The sequence below is a fragment of the Pseudomonas sp. PB103 genome (genome assembly GCF_009764635.1).
Classification (GTDB): Bacteria; Pseudomonadota; Gammaproteobacteria; order Pseudomonadales; family Pseudomonadaceae; genus Aquipseudomonas.
In genome coordinates, this window is the sequence record NZ_RWIL01000032.1 from 1 (window position 1) to 22,308 (window position 22,308).

General features: G+C 58.1%; 18 protein-coding genes and 4 tRNA genes. 6 read left to right on the forward strand and 16 right to left on the reverse strand.

Annotated features, from left to right (window positions below):
• Positions 1-71: 71 nt before the first annotated feature.
• Positions 72-2,111 carry an NADPH-dependent 2,4-dienoyl-CoA reductase gene (locus EJA70_RS05745; protein ID WP_158830106.1) on the reverse strand — a complete coding sequence of 680 codons (2,040 nt, stop codon included), beginning with the start codon at positions 2,109-2,111 and terminating at the stop codon, positions 72-74.
• Between the two features lie 208 nt (positions 2,112-2,319).
• Here EJA70_RS05745 and EJA70_RS05750 point away from each other — a divergent pair, with 208 nt between their 5' ends.
• Complete coding sequence (locus tag EJA70_RS05750) at positions 2,320-3,450, forward strand: carbon-nitrogen hydrolase family protein (protein WP_158830107.1); 1,131 nt, start codon at positions 2,320-2,322, stop codon at positions 3,448-3,450.
• Between the two features lie 3 nt (positions 3,451-3,453).
• Positions 3,454-4,494, forward strand: coding sequence for an AraC family transcriptional regulator (locus EJA70_RS05755; protein WP_008077698.1), 1,041 nt, complete (start codon positions 3,454-3,456; stop codon positions 4,492-4,494).
• Positions 4,495-4,886: 392 nt separating this feature from the next.
• Here EJA70_RS05755 and EJA70_RS05760 read toward each other — a convergent pair whose 3' ends face one another.
• Together EJA70_RS05760 and EJA70_RS05765 are read right to left on the reverse strand one after the other, a co-directional pair.
• Positions 4,887-5,759: a DUF2242 domain-containing protein gene (locus EJA70_RS05760; protein ID WP_158830108.1), complete on the reverse strand. Its 873-nt coding sequence runs from the start codon at positions 5,757-5,759 to the stop codon at positions 4,887-4,889.
• A 92-nt stretch (positions 5,760-5,851) separates the two neighbouring features.
• Positions 5,852-6,751, reverse strand: a complete 900-nt coding sequence (locus EJA70_RS05765; protein ID WP_158830109.1) for a LysR family transcriptional regulator — start codon at positions 6,749-6,751, stop codon at positions 5,852-5,854.
• Positions 6,752-6,870: 119 nt separating this feature from the next.
• Here EJA70_RS05765 and EJA70_RS05770 point away from each other — a divergent pair, with 119 nt between their 5' ends.
• Positions 6,871-8,076, forward strand: coding sequence for an MFS transporter (locus EJA70_RS05770; RefSeq protein ID WP_158830110.1), 1,206 nt, complete (start codon positions 6,871-6,873; stop codon positions 8,074-8,076).
• A 598-nt stretch (positions 8,077-8,674) separates the two neighbouring features.
• Here EJA70_RS05770 and EJA70_RS05775 read toward each other — a convergent pair.
• The 10 genes from EJA70_RS05775 to EJA70_RS05820 form a co-directional block, all read right to left on the reverse strand.
• Entirely contained in the window at positions 8,675-10,546 is a 1,872-nt protein-coding gene (locus EJA70_RS05775) for a SurA N-terminal domain-containing protein (RefSeq protein ID WP_008077712.1), read from the reverse strand.
• A 231-nt stretch (positions 10,547-10,777) separates the two neighbouring features.
• Positions 10,778-11,050: an HU family DNA-binding protein gene (locus tag EJA70_RS05780; RefSeq protein ID WP_008077714.1), complete on the reverse strand. Its 273-nt coding sequence runs from the start codon at positions 11,048-11,050 to the stop codon at positions 10,778-10,780.
• Positions 11,051-11,198: 148 nt separating this feature from the next.
• Positions 11,199-13,595 carry an endopeptidase La gene (lon, locus tag EJA70_RS05785; protein ID WP_008077715.1) on the reverse strand — a complete coding sequence of 799 codons (2,397 nt, stop codon included), beginning with the start codon at positions 13,593-13,595 and terminating at the stop codon, positions 11,199-11,201.
• Positions 13,596-13,758: 163 nt separating this feature from the next.
• Positions 13,759-15,042, reverse strand: coding sequence for an ATP-dependent Clp protease ATP-binding subunit ClpX (clpX, locus tag EJA70_RS05790; protein ID WP_003223632.1), 1,284 nt, complete (start codon positions 15,040-15,042; stop codon positions 13,759-13,761).
• A gap of 112 nt (positions 15,043-15,154) precedes the next feature.
• Positions 15,155-15,790, reverse strand: coding sequence for an ATP-dependent Clp endopeptidase proteolytic subunit ClpP (gene clpP / locus EJA70_RS05795; RefSeq protein WP_007951559.1), 636 nt, complete (start codon positions 15,788-15,790; stop codon positions 15,155-15,157).
• A gap of 92 nt (positions 15,791-15,882) precedes the next feature.
• Positions 15,883-17,193, reverse strand: a complete 1,311-nt coding sequence (tig, locus tag EJA70_RS05800) for a trigger factor (RefSeq protein WP_008077716.1) — start codon at positions 17,191-17,193, stop codon at positions 15,883-15,885.
• A 403-nt stretch (positions 17,194-17,596) separates the two neighbouring features.
• Positions 17,597-17,672, reverse strand: a tRNA-His gene (locus EJA70_RS05805).
• Positions 17,673-17,749: 77 nt separating this feature from the next.
• Positions 17,750-17,834 (reverse strand) — tRNA-Leu (locus EJA70_RS05810).
• Positions 17,835-17,892: 58 nt separating this feature from the next.
• Positions 17,893-17,968 (reverse strand) — tRNA-His (locus EJA70_RS05815).
• A 32-nt stretch (positions 17,969-18,000) separates the two neighbouring features.
• Positions 18,001-18,077 (reverse strand) — tRNA-Arg (locus EJA70_RS05820).
• Between the two features lie 276 nt (positions 18,078-18,353).
• Between EJA70_RS05820 and folD the strand changes: the two genes are divergently transcribed.
• A complete protein-coding gene (gene folD / locus EJA70_RS05825) occupies positions 18,354-19,208 on the forward strand; it encodes a bifunctional methylenetetrahydrofolate dehydrogenase/methenyltetrahydrofolate cyclohydrolase FolD (RefSeq protein WP_008077717.1) in 855 nt (284 codons plus the stop codon).
• Positions 19,209-19,438: 230 nt separating this feature from the next.
• The gene (gene pbpG / locus EJA70_RS05830) at positions 19,439-20,377 is read left to right on the forward strand and encodes a D-alanyl-D-alanine endopeptidase (RefSeq protein WP_158830111.1); all 939 of its coding nucleotides are present in this window, start codon (positions 19,439-19,441) and stop codon (positions 20,375-20,377) included.
• A 230-nt stretch (positions 20,378-20,607) separates the two neighbouring features.
• Here pbpG and EJA70_RS05835 read toward each other — a convergent pair whose 3' ends face one another.
• The 3 genes from EJA70_RS05835 to EJA70_RS05845 all read right to left on the reverse strand — a co-directional run bounded on the left by EJA70_RS05835 (position 20,608) and on the right by EJA70_RS05845 (position 21,794).
• Positions 20,608-20,814 carry a hypothetical protein gene (locus EJA70_RS05835; RefSeq protein ID WP_158830112.1) on the reverse strand — a complete coding sequence of 69 codons (207 nt, stop codon included), beginning with the start codon at positions 20,812-20,814 and terminating at the stop codon, positions 20,608-20,610.
• 12 nt (positions 20,815-20,826) lie between these two features.
• The gene (locus EJA70_RS05840; RefSeq protein WP_158830113.1) at positions 20,827-21,033 is read right to left on the reverse strand and encodes a DUF6021 family protein; all 207 of its coding nucleotides are present in this window, start codon (positions 21,031-21,033) and stop codon (positions 20,827-20,829) included.
• Between the two features lie 89 nt (positions 21,034-21,122).
• Positions 21,123-21,794: a peptidase C39 family protein gene (locus tag EJA70_RS05845; protein WP_158830114.1), complete on the reverse strand. Its 672-nt coding sequence runs from the start codon at positions 21,792-21,794 to the stop codon at positions 21,123-21,125.
• Between the two features lie 233 nt (positions 21,795-22,027).
• Between EJA70_RS05845 and EJA70_RS30800 the strand changes: the two genes are divergently transcribed.
• Positions 22,028-22,198: a hypothetical protein gene (locus tag EJA70_RS30800; RefSeq protein ID WP_008077729.1), complete on the forward strand. Its 171-nt coding sequence runs from the start codon at positions 22,028-22,030 to the stop codon at positions 22,196-22,198.
• The last annotated feature ends 110 nt before the right edge of the window (positions 22,199-22,308 follow it).

The window sequence follows — 22,308 nt, forward strand, 5'->3', positions numbered from 1 at the left end:
GATCTTTTGATCTTGTCTTTTAAAAACAGAATCAAAAGATCGCAGCCTGCGGCAGCTCCTACACAGGGTGTTTATAGTTCAGCAGCGAGGCGCGATCCTTGGTTGATGGCGCGCTTGGCGTCCAGCTCTGCGGCGACATCGGCGCCGCCGATCAGGTGTACGTTCTGCCCCGCCGCGACCAGGCCATCGTGCAGCTCACGCAGCGGATCCTGGCCGGCGCAAATCACGATGTTGTCCACCGCCAGCAGTTGCGGCTCGCCGGTTTCGCCAATGCGAACATGCAGACCGTCATCATCAATGCCCAGGTATTCAACGCTGTTGAGCATCTGCACCTGCTTGTTCTTCAAACCGGTACGGTGAATCCAGCCCGTGGTTTTACCCAGACCGTCGCCGACCTTGGTTTTCTTGCGCTGCAACAGGAACACCTCACGCGCGGGCGCATGCGGCGCCGCTTTGATCCCGGCCACGCCACCGCGTGCTTCCAGTTTCGTGTCGATGCCCCACTCTTTCCAGAACGCGGCGCGATCCTGGCTGGTGGCCACACCTTCGTGAACAAGGAATTCCGACACGTCGAAACCGATACCGCCGGCGCCGATCACCGCGACACGTTTGCCCACCGGTTTGCGCTCAAGAATGACGTCGATGTAGCTCAACACCTTGGCATTCTCGACACCCGGAATCGCCGGCACACGCGGCGCAATGCCGGTGGCAAGGATGATTTCGTCATAGCCGCCTTCAACCAGTTTCGTCACGTCGACGCGGGTATTCAGGCACACCTCGACATTGGTGGTCTGCAGCTTGCGCTTGAAGTAGCGCAGGGTTTCGAAAAACTCTTCCTTGCCCGGCACGCGCTTGGCGATGTTGAACTGGCCGCCGATTTCGCTGGACGAATCAAACAAGGTCACCTGATGGCCACGCTCGGCGGCCACGGTCGCGGCGGACAAACCGGCAGGGCCGGCACCTACTACAGCAATCTTCTTGATCTGTTGCACCGGCAGATAATTGAGTTCGGTCTCGTGGCAGGCACGCGGGTTGACCAGGCAACTGGTCAGCTTGCCGCCAAAAGTGTGGTCGAGACACGCCTGGTTGCAGCCGATGCAGGTGTTGATCTCGTCCGCGCGACCTTCAGCAGCCTTGTTGACGAAGTCCGGATCGGCGAGGAACGGCCGCGCCATCGAGACCATGTCGGCATCGCCTTCAGCGAGAATCTGCTCGGCGATTTCCGGGGTGTTGATGCGGTTGGTGGTGATCAACGGAATGTTCACCGATCCGCGCAGCTTGGCCGTGACCTTGCTGAACGCGGCACGCGGCACTTTGGTGGCGATGGTCGGAATCCGCGCTTCGTGCCAGCCAATGCCGGTATTGATGATGGTCGCGCCAGCCTGCTCGATGGCCTTGGCCAGGGTCACAATCTCATCCCAAGTGCTGCCGCCCTCGACCAGGTCGAGCATCGACAGACGGAAAATGATGATGAAATTCGGGCCCACCGCTTCACGCACGCGGCGAACGATTTCCACCGGCAGACGCATACGGTTTTCGTAGCTGCCACCCCAGCGGTCGGTGCGATGGTTGGTGTGCGCGGCAAGGAACTGGTTAATGAAATAACCTTCCGAGCCCATGATTTCGACGCCGTCGTACTCGGCGGTTTGCGCGAGTACTGAGCAAGTGACGAAATCACTGATCTGCTTCTCGATGCCTTCCTCGTCCAGCTCTTTCGGTTTGAACGGGTTGATCGGCGCTTGAATCGCGCTCGGTGCGACCTGCTTCGGGCTGTAGGCATAACGGCCGGCGTGGAGAATCTGCATGCAGATCTTGCCGCCCGCGTCGTGTACCGCGCGGGTGACGATGCGGTGCTTGAGCGCTTCCTCTTCGGTGGTCAGCTTGGCCGCACCAGAATAAACGCCGCCCTCGTCGTTCGGACCAATGCCGCCGGTGACCATCAGGCCAACACCGCCGCGCGCACGTTCCGCGAAGTACGCGGCCATGCGCTCGAAACCGCCCGGTTTTTCTTCCAGGCCGGTGTGCATCGAGCCCATCAGGGTGCGGTTGCGCAGCGTGGTGAATCCCAGATCCAGCGGGGCCAACAGGTGCGGGTAATGAGCGGCGGTCATCGGTAACTCCACAACGAGCAATCACGGAAAAGTTGCGGGAGCTCTGCGTCCCCCGTCAGTCATGTGGCACAGACTAAGAGTCGCACTGCTGTCACTCAATGACCGTAACTGACAACTTATTGATCCAAATGCGCAGCGCCCCTTGGCAACCGGCGCCATGCGCCCTACCCTAGTCGCCACACCCTGTACCCGGCTGTTGTTGGTTTTCATGCGCAAACTTTTGTATCTGACGTTTTCCATGGCCCTCGTGGCCGTCCTTGCTTCCTACGCCATGTGGGCGGCGGACCGGCCAGCAGGCCATTACCTGTCCGACCTGCGCATCAAACTCGCGGTCGATCAGGGCACACCCGCCGACCGTGGCAATCTCTTGGGCATCCAGCCCGAACTCTTCCCCACCGACTATCAAAGCCCGGAGCGCCTGCACCGCAAGCTCGCCGCTTATTTGCAGCAAGCGCAGGATCAGGGTTTGTTGAACGACAAAACCGTGGTCGTGTTGCCCGAGCACGTCGGCACCTGGCTGATGATCAGCGGTGAAAAAGACGAGCTGTATCAGGCGCCGACCCTCGCCGAAGCGATGAACTGGCTGGCAGCAAGCAATCCGCTGCTGTTTGCCCGCGCCTGGCTGAGCGCCAAGGGCAGCAGTCGCCTGGATGATGCGCACCTGCGCATGAAGTCCAAAGACATGGCCAAGGACTATCAGGTGCTGTTCGGTGGCTTGGCCAAGGAATTTCACGTAACGCTGGTGGCCGGCTCTATCGTGCTGCCCGAGCCGAGTATCCGCGATGGCCAGCTCAAGCCGGGTAGCGGCGCCTTGTTCAACAGCAGCGTGGTGTTTGGCCGCGACGGCGTGCCGCTCGGGCAACCGCAGCGGCAGATGCACCCGATCTTCGATCAGCGCGACGTGATCGAGGCTGAAGACAAGCACGCCATCAACGTGGTCGACACCCCCGCCGGACGCCTGGGTATCCTCATCGGCAGCGACAGCTGGTACCCGGACAATTACCGCAAACTCGACGAGCAAGGCGCGCAACTGGTTGCCGTGCCGGCGTTTGTCGTCGGTCACAACGTGTGGGATCAACCGTGGGGCGGCTACAAGGGTTCCAGCACGCCGGGCTCGGTCAGCCTCAAGCCCGGCGAAGTCAGCGAAGGCCAGGCCTGGCATCGTCTGACCTTGACCGCGCAACCGCCGAGCAGCCGGGCGATCGCCGGCATCAGCGTGTTCCTGCGCGGGCAGTTCTGGGACAAGTTGAGTTCAGGGCAAAGTTTCCTCAGCAGCAACGGCCAACAGTTCGCCGATGGCGACGCCCGTGGCGCACGTTTGCTGAATATCTGGTTGTAAGCCATGAAGCCGCTGCCGATGCGCCTTGGGGATTTGTCGGTGGGCTTTGTCCATAGCCTCGCCGATGCGGTGCGCAGCCATGACGCCGACCCTCTGCCGCTGCTGGAGCAATACGGCCTGGATACCGCGCGACTGGCGGAAGCTGGCGCGCGGTTGTCTATTCCGCGCTACATGCGTTTGGGGCACGCGGCGATTCAACTGACCGGCGATCCTGCGTTGGGGCTGCGCATGGGCCAGCTCAGTCGCCTGAGTCAGGCCGGGCTGGCCGGGGTGACCGCCGCGCAAGCCCCGACCGTGCGCGAGGCGGCACGCTGCCTGATCCGTTTCGAACCGTTGTACGGCTCCAACTATCGCGGCCAGTCGAGTTTTCACGAAGACGCGAATGGCGCGTGGCTGCGTTTCTATTCGATCAGCCCATACAACGCCTATAACCGCTTCGTGGTGGATTCGATTATTGCTGGCTGGCTGCATCAGTTGTCGAGCGTCAGCGGCGAATCGCTGCGAGCCGAGCGCATCGACATTGAATTCGACGAACCGGATTACCGCGACGCCTACACCGCACTGGGCGATTGCCCGCTGCAGTTCGGCGCCGAGCGCAATCAATTGCGCCTGAGCCTGAGCAGCCTCGCCCAACGCAACCCGCAACATTGCCCAAGCACCTGGCGGCACCTGCTGCAATTGTGTGAACGCGAACTGGAACAACTGACCCGCACTCGCAGCCTGCGCGAACGCATCACGCAGTTGTTGGGGCCATTGTTGAATGGTGGCCGGGAACCCGACCTGGAAGAAGTGGCGGCACGCCTGAAACTGCCCACCTGGACGTTGCGGCGCAAACTGGCCGAGGAAGGCACGCAGTTTCGCGCGATCCTCAATGACACTCGCCGTGACCTGGCGATGACCTACATCCGCGACACGGAACTGGCGTTCGGTGAGATCGCCTACCTGCTGGGGTTTGCCTCAGCCGAAGCGTTCCAGCGCGCATTCAAACGCTGGAGCGGTCAGACCCCGGGCGAATTCCGCCGCAGTCACCGCAAAACGGCATAAAGGCAGCTGCAAGCCGACAGCCACAAGCGGCAAGCAAGCGCTTACAGCTCGGTAGCGTCTTCCGCAGGCTCCGGCGGATCCAGTTCAAAAGCCTGGTACTCGAGCAGTTCTTCTTGATAGTCGTCCATCGTGTAATCCCCCTGCTGCTCGCTGAAAATGGCCTGATCAATCGACCCGTGCCCCGAGCATAAAGTGCCCGTGTGAAGGAAAAATGAAACATGGCCTTCATCAATAAAACGTAGCAGACGGTCAGGAATTTATCGCGAGAATTTTGTCAGGGGAATGTCACGAATCCCTCGTAGGAGCTGCGGCACGCTGCGATCTGTTGATCTTGCCTTTAAAAACAACATCAAAAGATCGCAGCGTGCCGCAGCGCCTACAGGGCGATCGGGCTATTGGCCGGAGGACGGCATCGCCGGGATGGGCTCGGACGGCGGCGGGATGTCCGGATTGGCCGGCGGCGTGATGACCTCGGTCTGGGCTGCCGGCGCGGGTTCTGCGGCGGGTGCCGGGGTGATCGGCGCAGTCTCGGCAGGTGGCACAACGGGCTCCGAACTCACAGGGGCCACTTCAGCCGGGGCCGGAGCCGGTTCGGCCGCCGGAGCGGGTGTCGCTGCGGGGGTTGCTGCTGGCTCGGCCGCCGGTGTCGGCACCAATGCAGCGGGCGCTGGCGCAGGTTTCGGCTCAGGCACACCAAGGTCGGTCTTCGGTTTTTCTTCGATATGCGCCGCTTTCTTCGCATCGGCCGGCAGGAACAGCTCGACCAGGGTGAAGAATCGTTCATAGAACTTCTGCGAGGTCACCGTTTCGCTGGCAACCTTGACCATCGAGTCGTCCGACGAGCCGATCGGCATCGACACCGAGCCCAGCACACCGACACCGAGGCTGGCGGAGTTGTTGGTTTTCTTCAGCGCATAGCGATCCTGCAGGGCGTTGGCGAACATGGTCGCGTGATGCTTGCCGCTGCTGTCTTCGGCACAGACCACATTGAAGCTGATCTCCATGTGCGTATCGCCGGTTTGCTGAAAGCTCTTGTGGCCACTGATCAGCTTCGGGTCGCTGCTGGTGATGATATAGCCCTGACTGAGCAAGGCGCGGCGCGCCGCTTCACAACTGGTAGCGTCGGTCACCGGATAGTTGCGCGAGAACGTGCCGGAGTCATCGAAGTTCTCATGCTCGTACATCGGTTTGTCTTTCGAACAGCCGGCCACTGCAGCCACCAACAACGCCAACCCGACAACACGCAAGGGAGTGGAAATCAACATTAAACATCCTGAGGGAAAACAGTCCGGGGCGTATTGTGCAACAGATCGCAGCCCCGCGGCGTATGGATTAGTGTCTTGAAACGCTTACAACTCTATCGACCTTCATTGGCGGGAAAAAGTCGCGTGGATAAATGATCGATAAAAACCCGCAATTTTGCCGTGGCATGGCGACTTGATGGCCACAGCAGCCAGAATTGCCCGACGTGCTCGACATCAGCCTCCAACACCCGCTGCAAGCGTCCTTGGGCCACGTCATCGTGGGTCATGAAATCAGGCAGACAGGCAATGCCCATGCCGGCCAGTGCCGCGTGGTTGACCGCCTCGATGGAGGTACTGACCAGCCGCGTCGGCAACATCGGCTCGGCGCTGCCCTCCTCGCGCCGCAGCGGCCAGGGCTCCAGCTTGCCGGTGGCGTGAAAGGTGTGCCGCAAACAGGCGTGATCGGCCAGATCGGCGGGACTTTGCGGTGTGCCGCGCTGCTGCAGATAAACCGGGCTGGCCACAAGCACCATATGAAATTCACCCAGTGGCCGCGCCATCAAGCGCGAATCACGCGGCTTGCCGGTGCGAATCACCGCGTCAAAGCCCTCTTCGACCACATCGACCATGCGATCGGTCAAATCCAGATCCAGTTCGATCTGTGGGTAGAGCGTCATGAACTCGTTCATGACCGGCATCACCAGACCGTGCACCTGCGGCAGGCTGATGCGTAACTTGCCGTGAGGCTGCGCGGCGGCGTCGCACAGTTCGAACTCCGCCGCCTCGACTTCCGCCAGAATCTTGCGACAGCGCTCAAGAAACAGCGCGCCCTCGCTGGTCAGCGTGATGCTGCGGGTGGTGCGATGAAACAAACGCACACCCAGCCGCGCCTCCAGCCGCGCGATGCTTTTGCCCACGGCCGAAGACGAAACGCCTTGCAGCCTACCGGCCTCGGTAAAGCTGCGCGTCTCGGCAACCTGCACAAACACCGAAATACTGCCCAGGCTATCCATCCCTCACCTCCATTAAAGACATCCGTGTCCGATATGTTCGGAACCTTAACCTGTTTTTCGCCGCTGCGCAGCGCCCTACCCTGTGGCCTTCGTCCCCTTCTGCACATGGATGCCGGCTCATGAACGACACCCCACTGACCTGTACCGCACTGGATGAGTCGCTCCAGACCCGCGAACGTTTACCCCTCGGCGCATTGCTCGCGCTGGCAACCGCCGGATTCATCACAGTGATGACCGAAGCCATGCCGGCCGGCCTGCTGCCGCAAATGAGCGACGGCTTGAACGTCTCACAAGCATTGATCGGGCAATTGGTCACCCTGTACGCCATCGGCTCGATCCTGGCGGCAATTCCACTGACGATCGCCACCCGCGGCTGGCGACGCAGGCCTCTGCTACTGACAGCCATCGGCGGCTTCGCTATCGCCAACATCATCACTGCCGTATCAGACCTGTATTGGCTGACCCTGATCGCCCGCCTGATCGCCGGCGTCTTCGCCGGGCTGCTCTGGGCGCTGCTGGCAGGCTACGCCAGCCGCATGGTTGCACCGCACCTGCAGGGCCGCGCCATCACAGTGGCGATGCTCGGCGCGCCCCTTGCGCTGTCGCTGGGCATCCCGGCCGGCACGTTGCTCGGCACCGTGGTGGGCTGGCGCCTCAGCTTTGCGATCATGACCGGGCTGACCGTGCTGCTGGTCATCTGGGTACGCTGGCAAGTGCCGGATTTCGCCGGTGAACGCGCCAGCCAACGCCTGCCCTTGCGTCAGGTCTTTACCCTGCTGGGCGTGCGATCCGTGCTGTTCGTTACCCTGTCCTACGTCGTCGCACACAACTTGCTGTACACCTACATCGCGCCGTTTTTGCAACCGTCCGGGCTTGCTTCGAGCGTCGACCGGGTGTTGCTGGTGTTCGGCCTCGCGTCAGTACTGAGCCTGTGGATCGTCGGCAGCCTGATCGACCGCTGGCTACGCGAACTGGTGCTGATCAGTGCAGGGCTGTTCATGCTGGCCTCGATTGCGCTCGGCGTATGGCGTGAATCTCCCGGCGTGATTTACTTCGCCACCGCTGTCTGGGGACTGGCATTCGGCGCAATGCCCTCACTGCTGCAAACCGCTTCTGCGAAAACCGCAAAAGAGGCCGCTGATACCGCGCAATCGATGCTGGTGACATTGTGGAATGTCGGGATAGCCGGCGGCGGCCTGTTGGGTGGCTTACTGCTGGAGAATCCAGGCGTCGGGGCATTTCCGTGGATCGTCGCAGCGCTATTGGTGCTAAGCCTGTGGGCGACGGCCAGGGCCAAAGCCCATGGATTTCCGAGCGCTGGTTAGGGCAATGCATGTTGGGGATAGGTAGGCAATGAGGACGCCATCGCGAGCAGGCTCACTCCTACAGTTGGATCGGGTACACCAGTAGGAACTGGGTCGGCTCTCCGGCCGCCATCGCTGGCAAGCCAGCTCCCACAGAAGAGCGAAAGCAGAAGAGCGAAAGCAGAAGAGCGAAAGCAGAAGAGCGAAAGCAGAACGCGCACCGCCCCTGCCCCTCACCACTCAACACGATGAGCGCAAGCTCGGGTGCAGCTTTTGATCTGAAGGCCCGTCGGCAGGCTGAGTGGAGGGATTGATCCGGGGTGGGAGCGCAGCGACCGTTTGGCGCAGCCAAACACATCGAGAGGAGGTGCAGCGCAGCAAACCGTAGGCGATGCCCCCCGGATCGATCCCGGAGCGAAGGAACCCCGAGCCCCAGCGAGCGGGCCGAACGTCAGGGCATAGACCTTTGGTTACTTTGGGGCGTTTGCCAAAGTGACCCGCCGTAAGGGCGGGACCCTAAGCAGCCATAACCGCAGCAACGGATATACCCCCCAATCCAGCCCAAAAAAAAAGCCCCAACTCACGAGCCGGGGCTTTCATCAAAAGACTCACTCAGCAATCAATACCGCTTGATCTCTGCCTGAGCTTCCAACTGCTTGCGGAACGCCGCGAAGTCCTGCTGACCTTCACGCGAAGCCAGGAAACGACGGTACTGAACCTTCTCTTCCTCAGTCGGTGCAGCCGCTTCGTTAACCCCGTTCAAACGCACAATCATCAAACTACCGTCTGGCAGCGTGACGTTGCTGAACGTCGGTTTGTCCTTGGCAGCCGGTTTCGGCATGCGGAACAGCGCTTGCAGCACCGCCGGATCAACGCCTTCCTGAGCACGGGTGGCCGCTGCGGTGGTTTTCCAGGTCTGGCCTTCAATCGCCTTGTCCAGCGGCGCCTTGCCATCGCGCAGATCAGCAATCAGCTTCTCGGCTTTGGTCTTGGCTGCAGCGCTGGCGTGCTCTTTGGTCAACTGGGTGCGAATGGCCGCACTCACGCTTTCCAGAGGCAGTTGCGCAGGCTTCAGGTGTTCCTTGGCGCGCAGCACGATCACGGTATCCGGATCCAGCTCGATGGCGGTGCTGTTGGCACCCTCATCAATCACTTCAGTGCTGAATGCAGCAGTGACTACAGCGCGGTTGGCAGCAACACCTTCGCCACCTTCACGGCCAAACGGCTTGGAAGTGTGCACGGTCAGCTTCAGATCCGCCGCTGGCTGGGCCAGGTCGGACGATTCGAACGCGGAGTCTTCCAGTTGCTTGGTCGCCTCGACGAAGCGCTGCTCGACCTGTGCCGCTTTCAGATCGCGGGTCAGCTTGTCTTTCAGGCTGGCCAGGGTCGGCACTTCAGGGGCTTCAACACCCAGCAGCTTGATCAGGTGGAAACCGAAGTCGGTACGCACCGGCTCGGACACCTGGTCTTTGTTCAGCGAGTACAGAGCTTTTTCGAAGGCCGGGTCGTAAACGCCAGGACCGGCATAACCGAGGTCACCGCCATTGTTGGCCGAACCCGGGTCCTGCGAGAACTCTTTGGCCAGCGCTTCGAATTTCTCGCCCTTGGCCAGACGCGCCTGGACGTCTTCGATCTTCGCCTTGGCCTGAGCTTCGGTGGTCTTGTCGTTCACTTCGATCAGAATGTGCGCCGCACGACGCTGTTCCGACAGGTTGGCGATCTCTTTCTGATACGCCGCCTGCAGGTCTTCGTCCTTGACGGTGACCTGATCGAAGAACGAAGCCTTCTTCAGCTCCAGATAATCGATGACCACTTGATCAGGGGTCATGAATTCCTTGGCGTGCTCGTCGTAGTAAGCCTTGACCTCATCATCGGTCAGCTTGACCGCAGCCGGATCGGCCTTGATGTTGAGGGTGGCGAAATCGCGGGTCTGCTTCTCCAGACGGGCGAATGCCAGGACTTCGGCGTCAGTGACGAAACCGCTGCCACCGATACCCGCACGCAGTTGGCCGATCAGCATTTCCTGAGCCAGCATCTGGCGGAATTGCATACGGCTGTAGCCCAGCGAACGGATGACCTGATCGAAACGCTCGGAACTGAACTTGCCGTCCACCTGGAATTCAGGCGTCTGCAGGATCACTTGATCCAGTGCGCCTTCAGAGAAAGCGAATTTCGATTGTTCCGCGCCTTGCAGCAGCAGCTTGCGATCGATCAAACCCTTGAGGGCCGATTCGCGGAGCATTTTTTCATCGAGCAATGAGGCGTCGAAGTCTTTGCCCAGCTGTTGCATCAGCTGGCGGCGTTGCATATCAACGGCCTGGCTCAGCTCGTTCTGGCTGATTTCTTCACCATTGACCTTGGCCACCTCATTCTTGTGAGTGGCGGCCTGGAAAATGGCGTCGAAACCGGTCAAAGCCATCAACAAAATGATGGCCCCGATAATGGTCTTGGCAATCCAGCCTTGTGAATTGTCCCTGATATTCTGCAGCATGCGTCCCCCAGAAACGGTTGAACTTCAAAATTTGGCAACCGTGGAGCGTGGGTAGAATCCGGATAGAAGAAAGGCGCATCCGAGGATGCGCCTTCTCGTAACTGGCGGAGCGGACAGGGCTCGAACCCTCGATCCCGGCGTTACAGGCGCCTGTTTCAGCGACCTGCTCTACCGCTCCGCTGCCAAGTCAGGGATAACCCCGACCCGGATGGGTAAAAACTTGTAACGAACTTAGTTAACCGCTTCTTTCAGTGCTTTACCGGCTTTGAAACCTGGTTTTTTAGCAGCAGCGATTTGCAGCGTCTTGCCGGTCTGTGGGTTACGACCAACGCGAGCTGGACGATCAGTCACGGAGAAAGTACCGAAACCAACCAGAACAACGGAGTCGCCAGCCTTGAGAGCGCCAGTGACGGATTCGATTACAGCGTCCAGCGCACGGCCAGCAGCAGCTTTCGGGATATCAGCGGATGCAGCGATAGCATCAATCAGTTCCGACTTGTTCACTCTAAGTCCCCTTATATCTATTTTGAGATGATTCTAAGTTTTTTGGTGAAAGCAAAAACGAGTGCTGAATGGCCTACAGACACTTAAGAGCCGCTTTATAACAAGGGCTCTAAAAAGCTGTCAAGGAAGCCACCCAGGCAAAAGCATACTAATGCGTGCTAATTCTTTCCTTAGCATCAGACTCACGTTTTTCATCCTTGGCAACTATCTCCGGAGCCACATCCGGCAAGGGCTCCGGCGCGTATTGCAGCGCAATTTGCAGGACCTCGTCAATCCATTTAACCGGTTTAATCTGCAGATCCTGCTTGATGTTGTCCGGAATCTCCTTGAGATCACGCACGTTCTCTTCAGGAATAATCACAATCTTGATTCCGCCACGGTGTGCCGCGAGCAGTTTTTCCTTCAGACCACCAATCGCAAGCACTTGACCACGCAAAGTGATTTCACCGGTCATGGCAACATCGGCGCGCACCGGAATGCCAGTCAATGCCGACACCAGGGCCGTGCACATGCCGACACCGGCGCTAGGGCCGTCTTTCGGCGTCGCCCCTTCCGGCATGTGAATGTGCGTGTCGCGCTTCTCGTGGAAGTCCACCGGAATGCCCAGGCTTTTCGCGCGGCTGCGCACCACGGTCAAGGCTGCAGTGATCGATTCGACCATTACATCACCCAGCGAGCCGGTTTTGATCAGTTGACCTTTACCCGGCACGACAGCGGCTTCGATGGTCAGCAATTCACCGCCGACCTGAGTCCAGGCGAGGCCTGTGACCTGACCGATCTGATCTTGCTGTTCAGCCAGCCCGTAGCGGAATTTACGCACGCCGAGGAAATGTTCCAGCGCATCAGCTGTCACTTTCACCGAGAAGCGTTTTTCCAGCGCGTGTTCTTTCACAGCCTTGCGGCAGACCTTGGCGATCTGCCGTTCAAGACCACGCACACCGGCTTCACGGGTGTAATAACGGATGATGTCGCGGATCGCTTCTGCGTCGAATTCCAGCTCGCCTTTCTTCAGGCCGTTGGCGGCGATCTGTTTTGGCGAGAGGTATTTGACGGCGATGTTGATCTTTTCGTCTTCGGTATAGCCCGGCAGACGGATCACTTCCATCCGGTCGAGCAGCGCCGGCGGAATGTTCATCGAGTTCGAGGTGCACAGGAACATCACATCCGACAGGTCGTAATCGACTTCCAGATAGTGATCGTTGAAGTTGTGGTTTTGCTCTGGATCGAGCACTTCCAGCAACGCCGAGGCCGGATCGCCACGCATGTCGCTGCCCATTTTGTCGATTTCATCAAGCAGGAACAGCGGGTTGCGCACGCCTACCTTTGTCATCTTTTGAATCAATCTTCCCGGCATCGAACCGATGTAAGTCCGGCGGTGACCGCGAATTTCCGCTTCATCACGCACGCCACCGAGGGCCATGCGCACAAATTTACGGTTGGTGGCGTGAGCGATCGACTCGGCCAGCGAGGTTTTACCCACGCCCGGAGGACCGACCAGGCACAACACCGGGCCACGGATTTTCTTCACGCGCTTTTGCACGGCGAGGTATTCAAGGATGCGCTCCTTGACCTCTTCGAGGCCGTAGTGATCGGCGTCCAGAATATCTTCAGCGCGCGCCAGGTCCAGGCGCACCTTGCTTTGGGCCTTCCACGGCACTTGCACCAGCCAGTCGATGTAGGAGCGCACCACGGTGGCTTCTGCGGACATCGGCGACATTTGCTTGAGCTTGTTCAGCTCGGCCGTGGCTTTGGCCAGTGCGTCTTTTGGCAGACCGGCAGCGTCGATGCGCTTTTTCAGGTCTTCGATCTCGTTGTGGCCTTCGTCGCTGTCGCCGAGTTCTTTCTGAATGGCCTTCATCTGCTCATTCAGGTAGTACTCGCGCTGACTGCGCTCCATTTGCTTTTTGACGCGGCCACGAATGCGTTTTTCGACTTGCAGCAGATCAATCTCGGCATCCAGCAGCGCCAGAACGTGCTCGACCCGGGCCGACAGATCGATGATTTCGAGAATTTCCTGCTTCTGTTCGATTTTCAGCGCCATGTGCGCCGCCATGGTGTCGACCAGGCGACCTGGCTCATCGATGCTGTTGAGCGACGACAGAACCTCAGCCGGGACTTTCTTGCCCAACTGTACATATTGTTCGAACTGCGACAGCAGCGTGCGCACGAACACTTCGGATTCGCGCTCGGCAGCGTCGACTTCTTCAATCAGCGAGACTTCGGCGCGGCAGTGGCCGTCGACTTCGCTGAAACGCTCAACGGTACCGCGCTGCTCACCTTCGACCAGCACCTTGACGGTGCCGTCAGGCAGCTTGAGCAGTTGCAGAACGGTAGCGATGGTACCTACGCGATAGAGAGCGTCTTCACCGGGATCGTCGTCAGCCGGGTTTCTCTGGGCCAGCAGAAGGATCTGCTTGTCGCCCGTCATCGCGGCCTCGAGGGCTTCGATGGATTTCTCGCGCCCCACGAACAGCGGGATAACCATGTGCGGATAAACCACGACATCACGCAATGGCAGGAGAGGCAATTCGATGGTGGTCTTCATGATTTCGCCTCTACGGCGGCCATATGGCCGTAATCAGATGGAATTGAGCTTGGAACCAAGATGGGGGCAGCTCTGGAAAAAAACAAGCGCAAAGCGGATGTAAAAAACGACATAAAAAAAAAGAGGCCCGAAGGCCCCTTCTTTATTTCAGCAGACTGGACACTTACGCGTCCGGCGCTGCCTTGGCCGTCGGCTCACTGTTTTCGTAGATATACAGTGGCTTGGACTTGCCTTCGATCACGCTTTCATCGATCACGACTTTGCTCACCTCGGACTGCGAGGGGATTTCATACATCGTGTCGAGCAATACACCTTCAAGAATCGAGCGCAGGCCGCGGGCACCGGTTTTACGTTCCAGGGCACGCTTGGCGACCGATTTGAGAGCGTCGGTGCGGAATTCCAGATCCACGCCTTCCATCTCGAACAGCTTGGCATACTGCTTGGTCAGAGCATTTTTCGGCTCGGTGAGGATCTGCATCAACGCAGCCTCATCGAGCTCGTCCAGCGTCGCGAGGACCGGCAGACGACCGACGAATTCCGGGATCAGACCGAACTTGACCAGATCGTCAGGCTCGACTTCACGCAGGGATTCACCGACTTTCTTGCCCTCTTCCTTGCTGCGCACTTCGGCGTTGAAACCGATGCCGCCCTTGGTGGAACGGTTTTGAATAACCTTTTCCAGACCAGAGAACGCACCACCGCAGATGAACAGGATGTTACGGGTGTCGACCTGCAGGAATTCCTGCTGCGGATGCTTGCGGCCACCTTGCGGCGGAACCGAAGCGACCGTGCCTTCGATCAACTTGAGCAAGGCCTGCTGCACGCCTTCACCGGAAACGTCCCGGGTGATCGACGGGTTGTCGGACTTGCGCGAAATCTTGTCGATTTCATCGATGTAGACAATACCCATCTGGGCTTTCTCTACGTCGTAATCGCACTTCTGCAGCAGCTTCTGAATGATGTTCTCGACGTCTTCACCCACGTAACCCGCCTCGGTGAGGGTGGTTGCGTCAGCGATGGTGAACGGAACGTTCAGCAAGCGGGCCAATGTTTCGGCCAGCAGGGTTTTACCGGAGCCTGTCGGGCCGATCAGCAGGATGTTGCTCTTGCCGAGTTCGACGTCGTCAGCCTTTTTGTCACGCTGGTTCAGACGCTTGTAGTGGTTGTACACCGCTACGGCCAGAACCTTCTTCGCACGCTCTTGACCAATAACGTACTGGTCAAGGATGCCGCTGATTTCTTTAGGCGAAGGCAATTTATGCGCGCTGCTTTCGGCCTGGGCTTCCTGCACCTCCTCGCGGATGATGTCATTGCACAGGTCGACGCACTCGTCGCAGATAAAGACCGAGGGGCCGGCAATCAATTTGCGCACTTCATGCTGGCTTTTGCCACAGAAGGAGCAATAGAGCAGCTTGCCGTTGTCCTCGCCGTTGCGGGTGTCAGTCATTCGTTCGATCCAAATCCGATAGGCTTGCAACACAAGATGAAGGCTATTGCGGGCTTTTTCAAGCCCGCTGGCGAACAGACTCGCCGACCAAGCCTATTTTGAGCTGCTTATTTTAAGCGGGGCGCTGGTTGATCACTTCATCGATCAAGCCGTATTCCTTCGCAGCTTCTGCACTCATGAAGTTGTCGCGATTGGTATCGCGCTCGATTTCTTCAAGGGTGCGGCCGCTGTGCTTGGCCATCAGCGTGTTCAGACGCTCGCGAATGAAGAGGATTTCCTTGGCGTGGATTTCGATATCCGACGCCTGGCCCTGGAAACCGCCCAGTGGCTGGTGAATCATCACACGCGAGTTCGGCAGGCAGAAACGTTTGCCTGGAGCGCCTGCGGTCAGCAGGAACGCGCCCATGCTGCAGGCCTGACCGATGCAAGTGGTGGATACGTTGGGTTTGATGAACTGCATGGTGTCGTAGATCGACATGCCCGCTGTCACCGAACCGCCCGGGGAGTTGATATAAAGATGGATGTCCTTGTCCGGGTTTTCCGCTTCAAGGAACAGCAGTTGCGCACAGATCAGGTTGGCCATGTAGTCCTCTACCGGACCAACCAGAAAGATCACTCGCTCCTTGAGCAGGCGCGAATAGATGTCATAGGCGCGTTCGCCACGAGCAGATTGCTCGACAACCATCGGGACCAGGCCGCCTGCGGCCTGGATATCAGAGTTCTGCTGAATATACGAATTACGGAACATGCTCTGCAGTCACTCCCAAATAGTTATGTCTTGAATACGCATAAGCCAGCTCGAAGGCTGGCTTATGTGTGTACTTCTTAACGCAAAAACAATCAGTCGGCTTTTGGAGCTTCTACCGGCTTGACCGCTTCTTCGTAAGAGACCGATTTGTCGGTCACGCTAGCTTTCTGCAGAACAGTATCCACAACTTGTTCTTCAAGCACAACCGAACGCACTTCGTTCAGTTGCTGCTCGTTCTTGTAGTACCACGACACAACCTGTTCAGGCTCCTGGTAAGCCGAAGCCATTTCCTGAATCATTTCGCGAACGCGAGCTTCGTCAGGCTTCAGGTCGAATTGTTTGACCACTTCAGCCACGATCAGACCCAGCACAACGCGGCGCTTGGCTTGCTCTTCGAACAGCTCGGCCGGCAGTTGATCAGGCTTGATGTTGCCACCGAACTGCTGAACAGCCTGCACGCGCAGACGGTCAACTTCGTTGGACAGCAGAGCCTTAGGCACTTCGATCGGGTTGGTGGCCAGCAGACCGTCCATTACCTGATTCTTGACCTTGGATTTGATCGCCTGACGCAGTTCACGCTCCATGTTCTTGCGAACTTCGGTGCGGAAACCGTCGATGCCGCTTTCCTTGATGCCGAATTGAGCGAAGAACTCTTCGTTCAGCTCAGGCAGCTTAGGCTCGGAGACAGTGTTGACAGTCACGGTGAACTCGGCGGCTTTGCCAGCCAGGTCGAGGTTCTGATAGTCCTCTGGGAAGGTCAGGTTCAGAACGCGCTCTTCGCCAGCTTTTGCACCTACCAGACCTTCTTCGAAGCCCGGGATCATGCGGCCGGAACCCAGTACCAACTGGGTGCCTTTGGCGGAGCCGCCAGCGAAGACTTCGCCGTCAACCTTGCCAACGAAATCGATGTTCAGTTGGTCTTCGTTCTGGGCAGCGCGATCGGCCACTTCAAAACGGGTGTTCTGCTTGCGCAGGATGTCGAGCATTTTGTCCAGGTCAGCGTCAGCCACGTCAGCGCTCAGGCGCTCAACAGTGATGCCGTCGAAACCGGCAACGGTGAACTCAGGGAACACTTCGAACACTGCAACGTATTCCAGGTCCTTGCCAGCTTCGAGCGACTTAGGCTCGATCGAAGGCGAACCCGCCGGGTTCAGCTTCTGCTCAACCACAGCTTCGTAGAAGGAGGACTGGATCACGTCGCCTACAGCTTCCTGACGCGCATCAGCACCGAAACGGCGCTTGATTTCGCTCATTGGCACTTTGCCTGGACGGAAGCCAGCAATCTTGGCCTTTTGGGCAGTCTGCTGCAGACGCTTGTTGACCTGGCTCTCAATGCGCTCAGCCGGCACGGTGACGCTCATGCGGCGCTCAAGAGCAGTAGTATTTTCAACAGAAACTTGCATGGATATTCCTCGTTGCACAGACGTTAGCCGGCCGTTTCCGACCCCAGAATCAAGGGCATGCATTCTAGTGGGTCAAACTCAAGAAGTCACCCTACTGAAAACGGGTAAAAAAACAGCAGGCAATTTAAAGGGACCGATGCACGATTGCAGCGCGCCCCACAGGCGAATACAGCTAATCACGCCAGGGCTCTGCGGCGACCTCTTCTATATATAGAAGGGACTGCCAATCGCCCCCTGACGGCCGACCTTGCAAGCAAGCCCGGCGAACAGCGCAGCATCATCGAGCAACATAAATACGACGAAGCGCCCCGCTCCCTGCGACTCAAAGCCAGCAAACGCCAACTTTTGAAACCGCAAAAACAAAAAAGGCGCCAGACTGTTAAATCTGGCGCCTTTCGAAATATGGGGTGGACGATGGGGATCGAACCCACGACAACGGGAGTCACAATCCCGTGCTCTACCAACTGAGCTACGCCCACCATATTGCGTAACAAAAAAGCCAAATAACTTCTTTGTTGAAACCTCACCAGCCCAAAGGCACGAATGAAGCTTTAATTGGTGCGGATGAAGAGACTCGAACTCTTACGCCTCGCGGCGCTGGAACCTAAATCCAGTGTGTCTACCAATTCCACCACATCCGCAGATGAAGCTCTTTAAAGCAAAAACGCCAGACCGTTAAATCTGGCGCTTTTCGAAATATGGGGTGGACGATGGGGATCGAACCCACGACAACGGGAGTCACAATCCCGTGCTCTACCAACTGAGCTACGCCCACCATATCGCGTTACTTGTGCCAAAGCTGCCTAATGGCGCACCCGGCAGGACTCGAACCTGCGACCATCCGCTTAGAAGGCGGATGCTCTATCCAGCTGAGCTACGGGCGCCTTATTAATCTGTACTCTTAAAGGACTACAAACTAAGTGCTTTCCAGTCTTCGCAGAATCGTAATCCCGCTCGACCTTCTTAACCAGTGCTAGGCTGTGCCCGACAAGTGCGACGAATAGTATAGAGCGCTCCAAAGGTCGTCAAATCTTTTTTGAAAAAAATTCATTTAATTAAAGGAGTTAGGGGAATTTGCTGACCAAGCGCCTTTGCCCTCACCGCCCGACATGCGAGAATGCGTTCTCTTTTTTTCCCCTCTCGATGGTTAATCACGCGCAATGACTGCACAACTAATCGACGGCAAATCGATCGCCGCCAGCCTGCGCCAGCAGATCGCCCAACGAGTTGCCGAGCGTCGCCAGCAAGGCCTGCGCACTCCCGGCCTCGCGGTGATCCTGGTCGGCAGCGATCCTGCCTCTCAGGTTTATGTCTCGCACAAGCGTAAAGACTGTGAAGAGGTCGGCTTCCTCTCTCAAGCCTACGACCTGCCCTCTGAAACCACGCAAGACGCGCTGACCGATCTGATCGATCGCCTCAACGACGACCCTGCTATCGACGGCATCCTGCTGCAACTGCCGCTGCCCGAGCACCTGGACGCCTCCAAACTGCTGGAACGCATCCGCCCGGACAAAGATGTCGACGGTTTCCATCCTTATAACGTCGGCCGCCTGGCCCAGCGCATTCCGCTGCTGCGCCCGTGCACCCCGAAAGGCATCATGACCCTGCTGGAAAGCACGGGTGTTGATCTTTACGGGCTGGACGCCGTGGTTGTCGGTGCCTCCAACATCGTCGGCCGCCCGATGGCGATGGAACTGCTGCTGGCCGGCTGCACTGTCACCGTGACCCACCGCTTCACCAAGGATTTGGCTGGCCACGTCGGCCGTGCCGATCTGGTGGTGGTGGCCGCCGGCAAGCCTGGCCTGGTCAAGGGTGAATGGATCAAGGAAGGCGCGATCGTCGTCGACGTCGGCATCAACCGTCAGGACGACGGCAAACTGGTCGGTGACGTTGTCTACGAAACCGCCCTGCCCCGTGCTGGCTGGATCACTCCAGTACCCGGCGGCGTCGGTCCGATGACCCGTGCCTGCCTGCTGGAAAATACGCTTTATGCAGCGGAAACCCTGCACGCTTAAGACGTAATTTTTGCAGCACCAGAACCCCGCCCTGTGCGGGGTTTTTCATGCCTGAGAAAAAACTGTAACCGTTCGCCGGAAACCCCTCTTTTTACAGGCCTTTTCACGAGATTTTCAGGTCGTTCAAACAACCATCGACAGATCTTCAGCCATACTTCTAGAATGCGCCGCTTTTAAGAAATAACCCGTTACAAACTAACGGAATATCCAACCTTTATGAGTTCGCCCGCGTGAAAATTCGTCTTTCGATTCTGAGCCTGTTTTTTGCATTTGCAGGCACATGCATCACGCCAACGATCAACGCTGCGGAAACCACCGCTGCCCCCCGTGACGCTTCATCTTTGAAGATCGCCTCTGGCAGCGCCCTGCTTATGGATATGCAGACCAACAAGGTCATCTACTCCAGCAACCCTGACGTGATCGTGCCGATCGCCTCCGTCAGCAAGCTGATGACTGGTTTGGTAGTGGTTGAAGCCCGACAGAACATGGACGAATGGATCGATGTCGATATCAGCCACACGCCGGAAATGAAAGGCGTGTTCTCCCGAGTCAAACTGAGAAGTGAACTGCCGCGCCGCGAGATGCTGCTGATTGCTCTGATGTCCTCGGAAAACCGTGCGGCCGCCAGCCTCGCGCACCACTACCCAGGGGGCTACGCAGCCTTTATCGCGGCGATGAACGCCAAGGCCAAGGCGCTGGGTATGACCAACACCCACTACGTCGAGCCGACGGGTTTGTCTGAGCGCAACGTGTCGACGGCACGCGACCTGAGCAAGTTGTTGGTAGCGGCAAGCAAGTACCCGATCTTGAGCGAGTTGACTACCACCAAGGAAAAGACCGTGTCTTTCCGCAAACCCAACTACACCCTGGGTTTTCGCAATACCGACCACTTGGTCAATAAAGCCGATTGGGACATCAAGATCACCAAAACCGGCTTCACCAACCCTGCCGGTCATTGCCTGGTATTGGTGACGAAAATGGGTAACCGCCCGGTCGCCTTGGTGATTCTCGATGCGTTTGGCAAATACACCCATTTTGCCGATGCCAGCCGCATCCGCAGTTGGGTAGAAACCGGTCGTAGTGCCGCCGTTCCAGCCGTGGCGCAGCAGTACAAAGCCGAGAAAAACCTGAAATCGCGCCAGAGCGGCGTGGTTGAAGCCTCGAAGTAAACCTGCGATCTAAAGGATTCACCTTCACCCGCACCTGTGGCGAGGGGATTTATCCCCGATGGGCTGCACAGCGGCCCCAAAAAACGGGTCTGCTACGCAGTCCATCGGGGATAAATCCCCTCACCACAATAAAACCCCAACCAAGTCTCAAAAATCAGCACTCAGTGAAGCAGAGAGAATCAGCATTCAGTGAGGCTGAAAGAATGAGGACTCAGTAAGACTGAGAGATCTCAATCATTGGGCAACGGCATCTGCTCATCATCAGGAATGCCATCCCCTTTACTCGGATCCCGCCCAGGCTCCGGCGTCAGCACATTCGGCCGCGCCATCGGATCACGCATTGGACTGTCCGGGTCCAGCACAGGATCAACCTCAGGCTCCGGCGTTGTCGGCACACTGTCGGGCTTTTGATCGTCAAAACTTGAATCGGTACTCATACGCACCTCACATCAAGGTTTCAGATTGGCTAACGGGTCATAAGGCTTGGACGGCTTCTTGTCGTCCTCCCCCGGCTCTACGTCTTTGGGGGCTTTGGCCGGGCCGACGGGATCGACCTGCGGATCATCAAGATCCGGCGAGTCCGGATCGAAACCCAGATCGTGATCCGTCGCGTGTTCCGACGAATGTGGGCCTTTCGGGGATGGGGAATCTGCCATGCTCACCTCCTGATTTACCCGTAAATCGGGTTATAGAGGTAAGAGGCCTGCCGGGCGCGGACGTGCCCGGCAGATGACGAACGGGAAACTCAGTGCGCAGCCAATGCCTTCCTCGCCTGCGCCGCTTCATTTTCCTGACCGGCCTGACCCAGCTCATCGGCCGCCTTCAACCAACGCTGACGATCAACCGCAGCAGGAATCTGCGTTGGCTTCTGAATCAGAATGGCCCAGCCGCCAGACTTTTCGAATGCCGATTCAAACGCACTGAAGCTCATCAATTCGCGACGATTCATGCCGGCACGCAGCAGCACGTTCTGCTTGTTACGGTCATAGCCGGACAGAATCGCGTAACGCGGCTCGGCCCAGAATGCCGAGCCCTCACTGAAACGCACCATCACCGGATACCCTGCCGCAACCTGCGTCAACAGTGCAGACAAATTGCTGTCCAGCGGGTAAACCAGCATGCCGTACTCGCGGGCCAGGTTCTGAATATTCTGCTGCAATTTGTCTTCAGCGCCCGGCAGGTGCAGCGGTTTTTCCAGCAATCCCGGCGTGATCACGATGCCCTGCTGCGATAGCAGACTGGCCAATACCTGAGGGCCGCTCTGGTTGGCCTGACCTCGGTAAAACGTGCCACTGAGCTCGACTCGCTCGGGTAGTCGCTTGACCTCGGGCGCCACACTGCCCGCACAACCGGCCAATGCCGCCGCGCAACCGGCGACCAGCAACGCCGCACGAATTCGAGAAAATACCTGCACCATCGTCACTCTCTGTTCAGACGCCGGTCATCGTGTTCCGGCAACGCCTGCGATCATAGGGCGCAGCAAAGCTGCGGTATAGCCTTAAACCGCAGACACGTCGATTGCATAGAGCGAACTGATTGGTCATCAGCGACCTTTGGTCAATAGTCTGAAACACCCCATTGTCTAGACTGTCACTGAAACAGAGCGAATTGAAAAGTGTGCGCCCGATGCAGGGCGAAGAGGAGGCACTGATGAGCCTGACCATGACCATCGTAATGTTGATTGCCGGCTGGCTGGCCGTTGCCACCGCCATGCTGTGGGGTGTACTGCGCGTATCGCGGCGCCACCATCACCACCCGATCCAGCCAGCACCTGTAGCAAAACCCGAAAAGCACCGTGTCCGTCCCGCTACCGCGCACTGAACCACGGCATCTTTCAAAAAACACCGAAAGACGCCTGAAATAAAATCCCGGTAGGAGCTGCCGAAGGCTGCGATCTTTTGATCTTAAACATCAAAAGATCGCAGCCTTCG

Coding starts and splice junctions, on each gene's coding strand:
- clpP (WP_007951559.1), bottom strand. CDS start 15,790: ATGTTCCGTAATTCGTATATTCAGCAGAACTCTGATATCCAGGCCGCA.
- clpX (WP_003223632.1), bottom strand. CDS start 15,042: ATGACTGACACCCGCAACGGCGAGGACAACGGCAAGCTGCTCTATTGC.
- lon (WP_008077715.1), bottom strand. CDS start 13,595: ATGAAGACCACCATCGAATTGCCTCTCCTGCCATTGCGTGATGTCGTG.
- EJA70_RS05750 (WP_158830107.1), top strand. CDS start 2,320: ATGCGCAAACTTTTGTATCTGACGTTTTCCATGGCCCTCGTGGCCGTC.
- EJA70_RS05840 (WP_158830113.1), bottom strand. CDS start 21,033: ATGGCAGATTCCCCATCCCCGAAAGGCCCACATTCGTCGGAACACGCG.
- EJA70_RS05760 (WP_158830108.1), bottom strand. CDS start 5,759: ATGTTGATTTCCACTCCCTTGCGTGTTGTCGGGTTGGCGTTGTTGGTG.
- folD (WP_008077717.1), top strand. CDS start 18,354: ATGACTGCACAACTAATCGACGGCAAATCGATCGCCGCCAGCCTGCGC.
- EJA70_RS05845 (WP_158830114.1), bottom strand. CDS start 21,794: ATGGTGCAGGTATTTTCTCGAATTCGTGCGGCGTTGCTGGTCGCCGGT.
- tig (WP_008077716.1), bottom strand. CDS start 17,193: ATGCAAGTTTCTGTTGAAAATACTACTGCTCTTGAGCGCCGCATGAGC.
- EJA70_RS05765 (WP_158830109.1), bottom strand. CDS start 6,751: ATGGATAGCCTGGGCAGTATTTCGGTGTTTGTGCAGGTTGCCGAGACG.
- EJA70_RS05835 (WP_158830112.1), bottom strand. CDS start 20,814: ATGAGTACCGATTCAAGTTTTGACGATCAAAAGCCCGACAGTGTGCCG.
- EJA70_RS05770 (WP_158830110.1), top strand. CDS start 6,871: ATGAACGACACCCCACTGACCTGTACCGCACTGGATGAGTCGCTCCAG.
- EJA70_RS30800 (WP_008077729.1), top strand. CDS start 22,028: ATGAGCCTGACCATGACCATCGTAATGTTGATTGCCGGCTGGCTGGCC.
- EJA70_RS05755 (WP_008077698.1), top strand. CDS start 3,454: ATGAAGCCGCTGCCGATGCGCCTTGGGGATTTGTCGGTGGGCTTTGTC.
- EJA70_RS05745 (WP_158830106.1), bottom strand. CDS start 2,111: ATGACCGCCGCTCATTACCCGCACCTGTTGGCCCCGCTGGATCTGGGA.
- EJA70_RS05775 (WP_008077712.1), bottom strand. CDS start 10,546: ATGCTGCAGAATATCAGGGACAATTCACAAGGCTGGATTGCCAAGACC.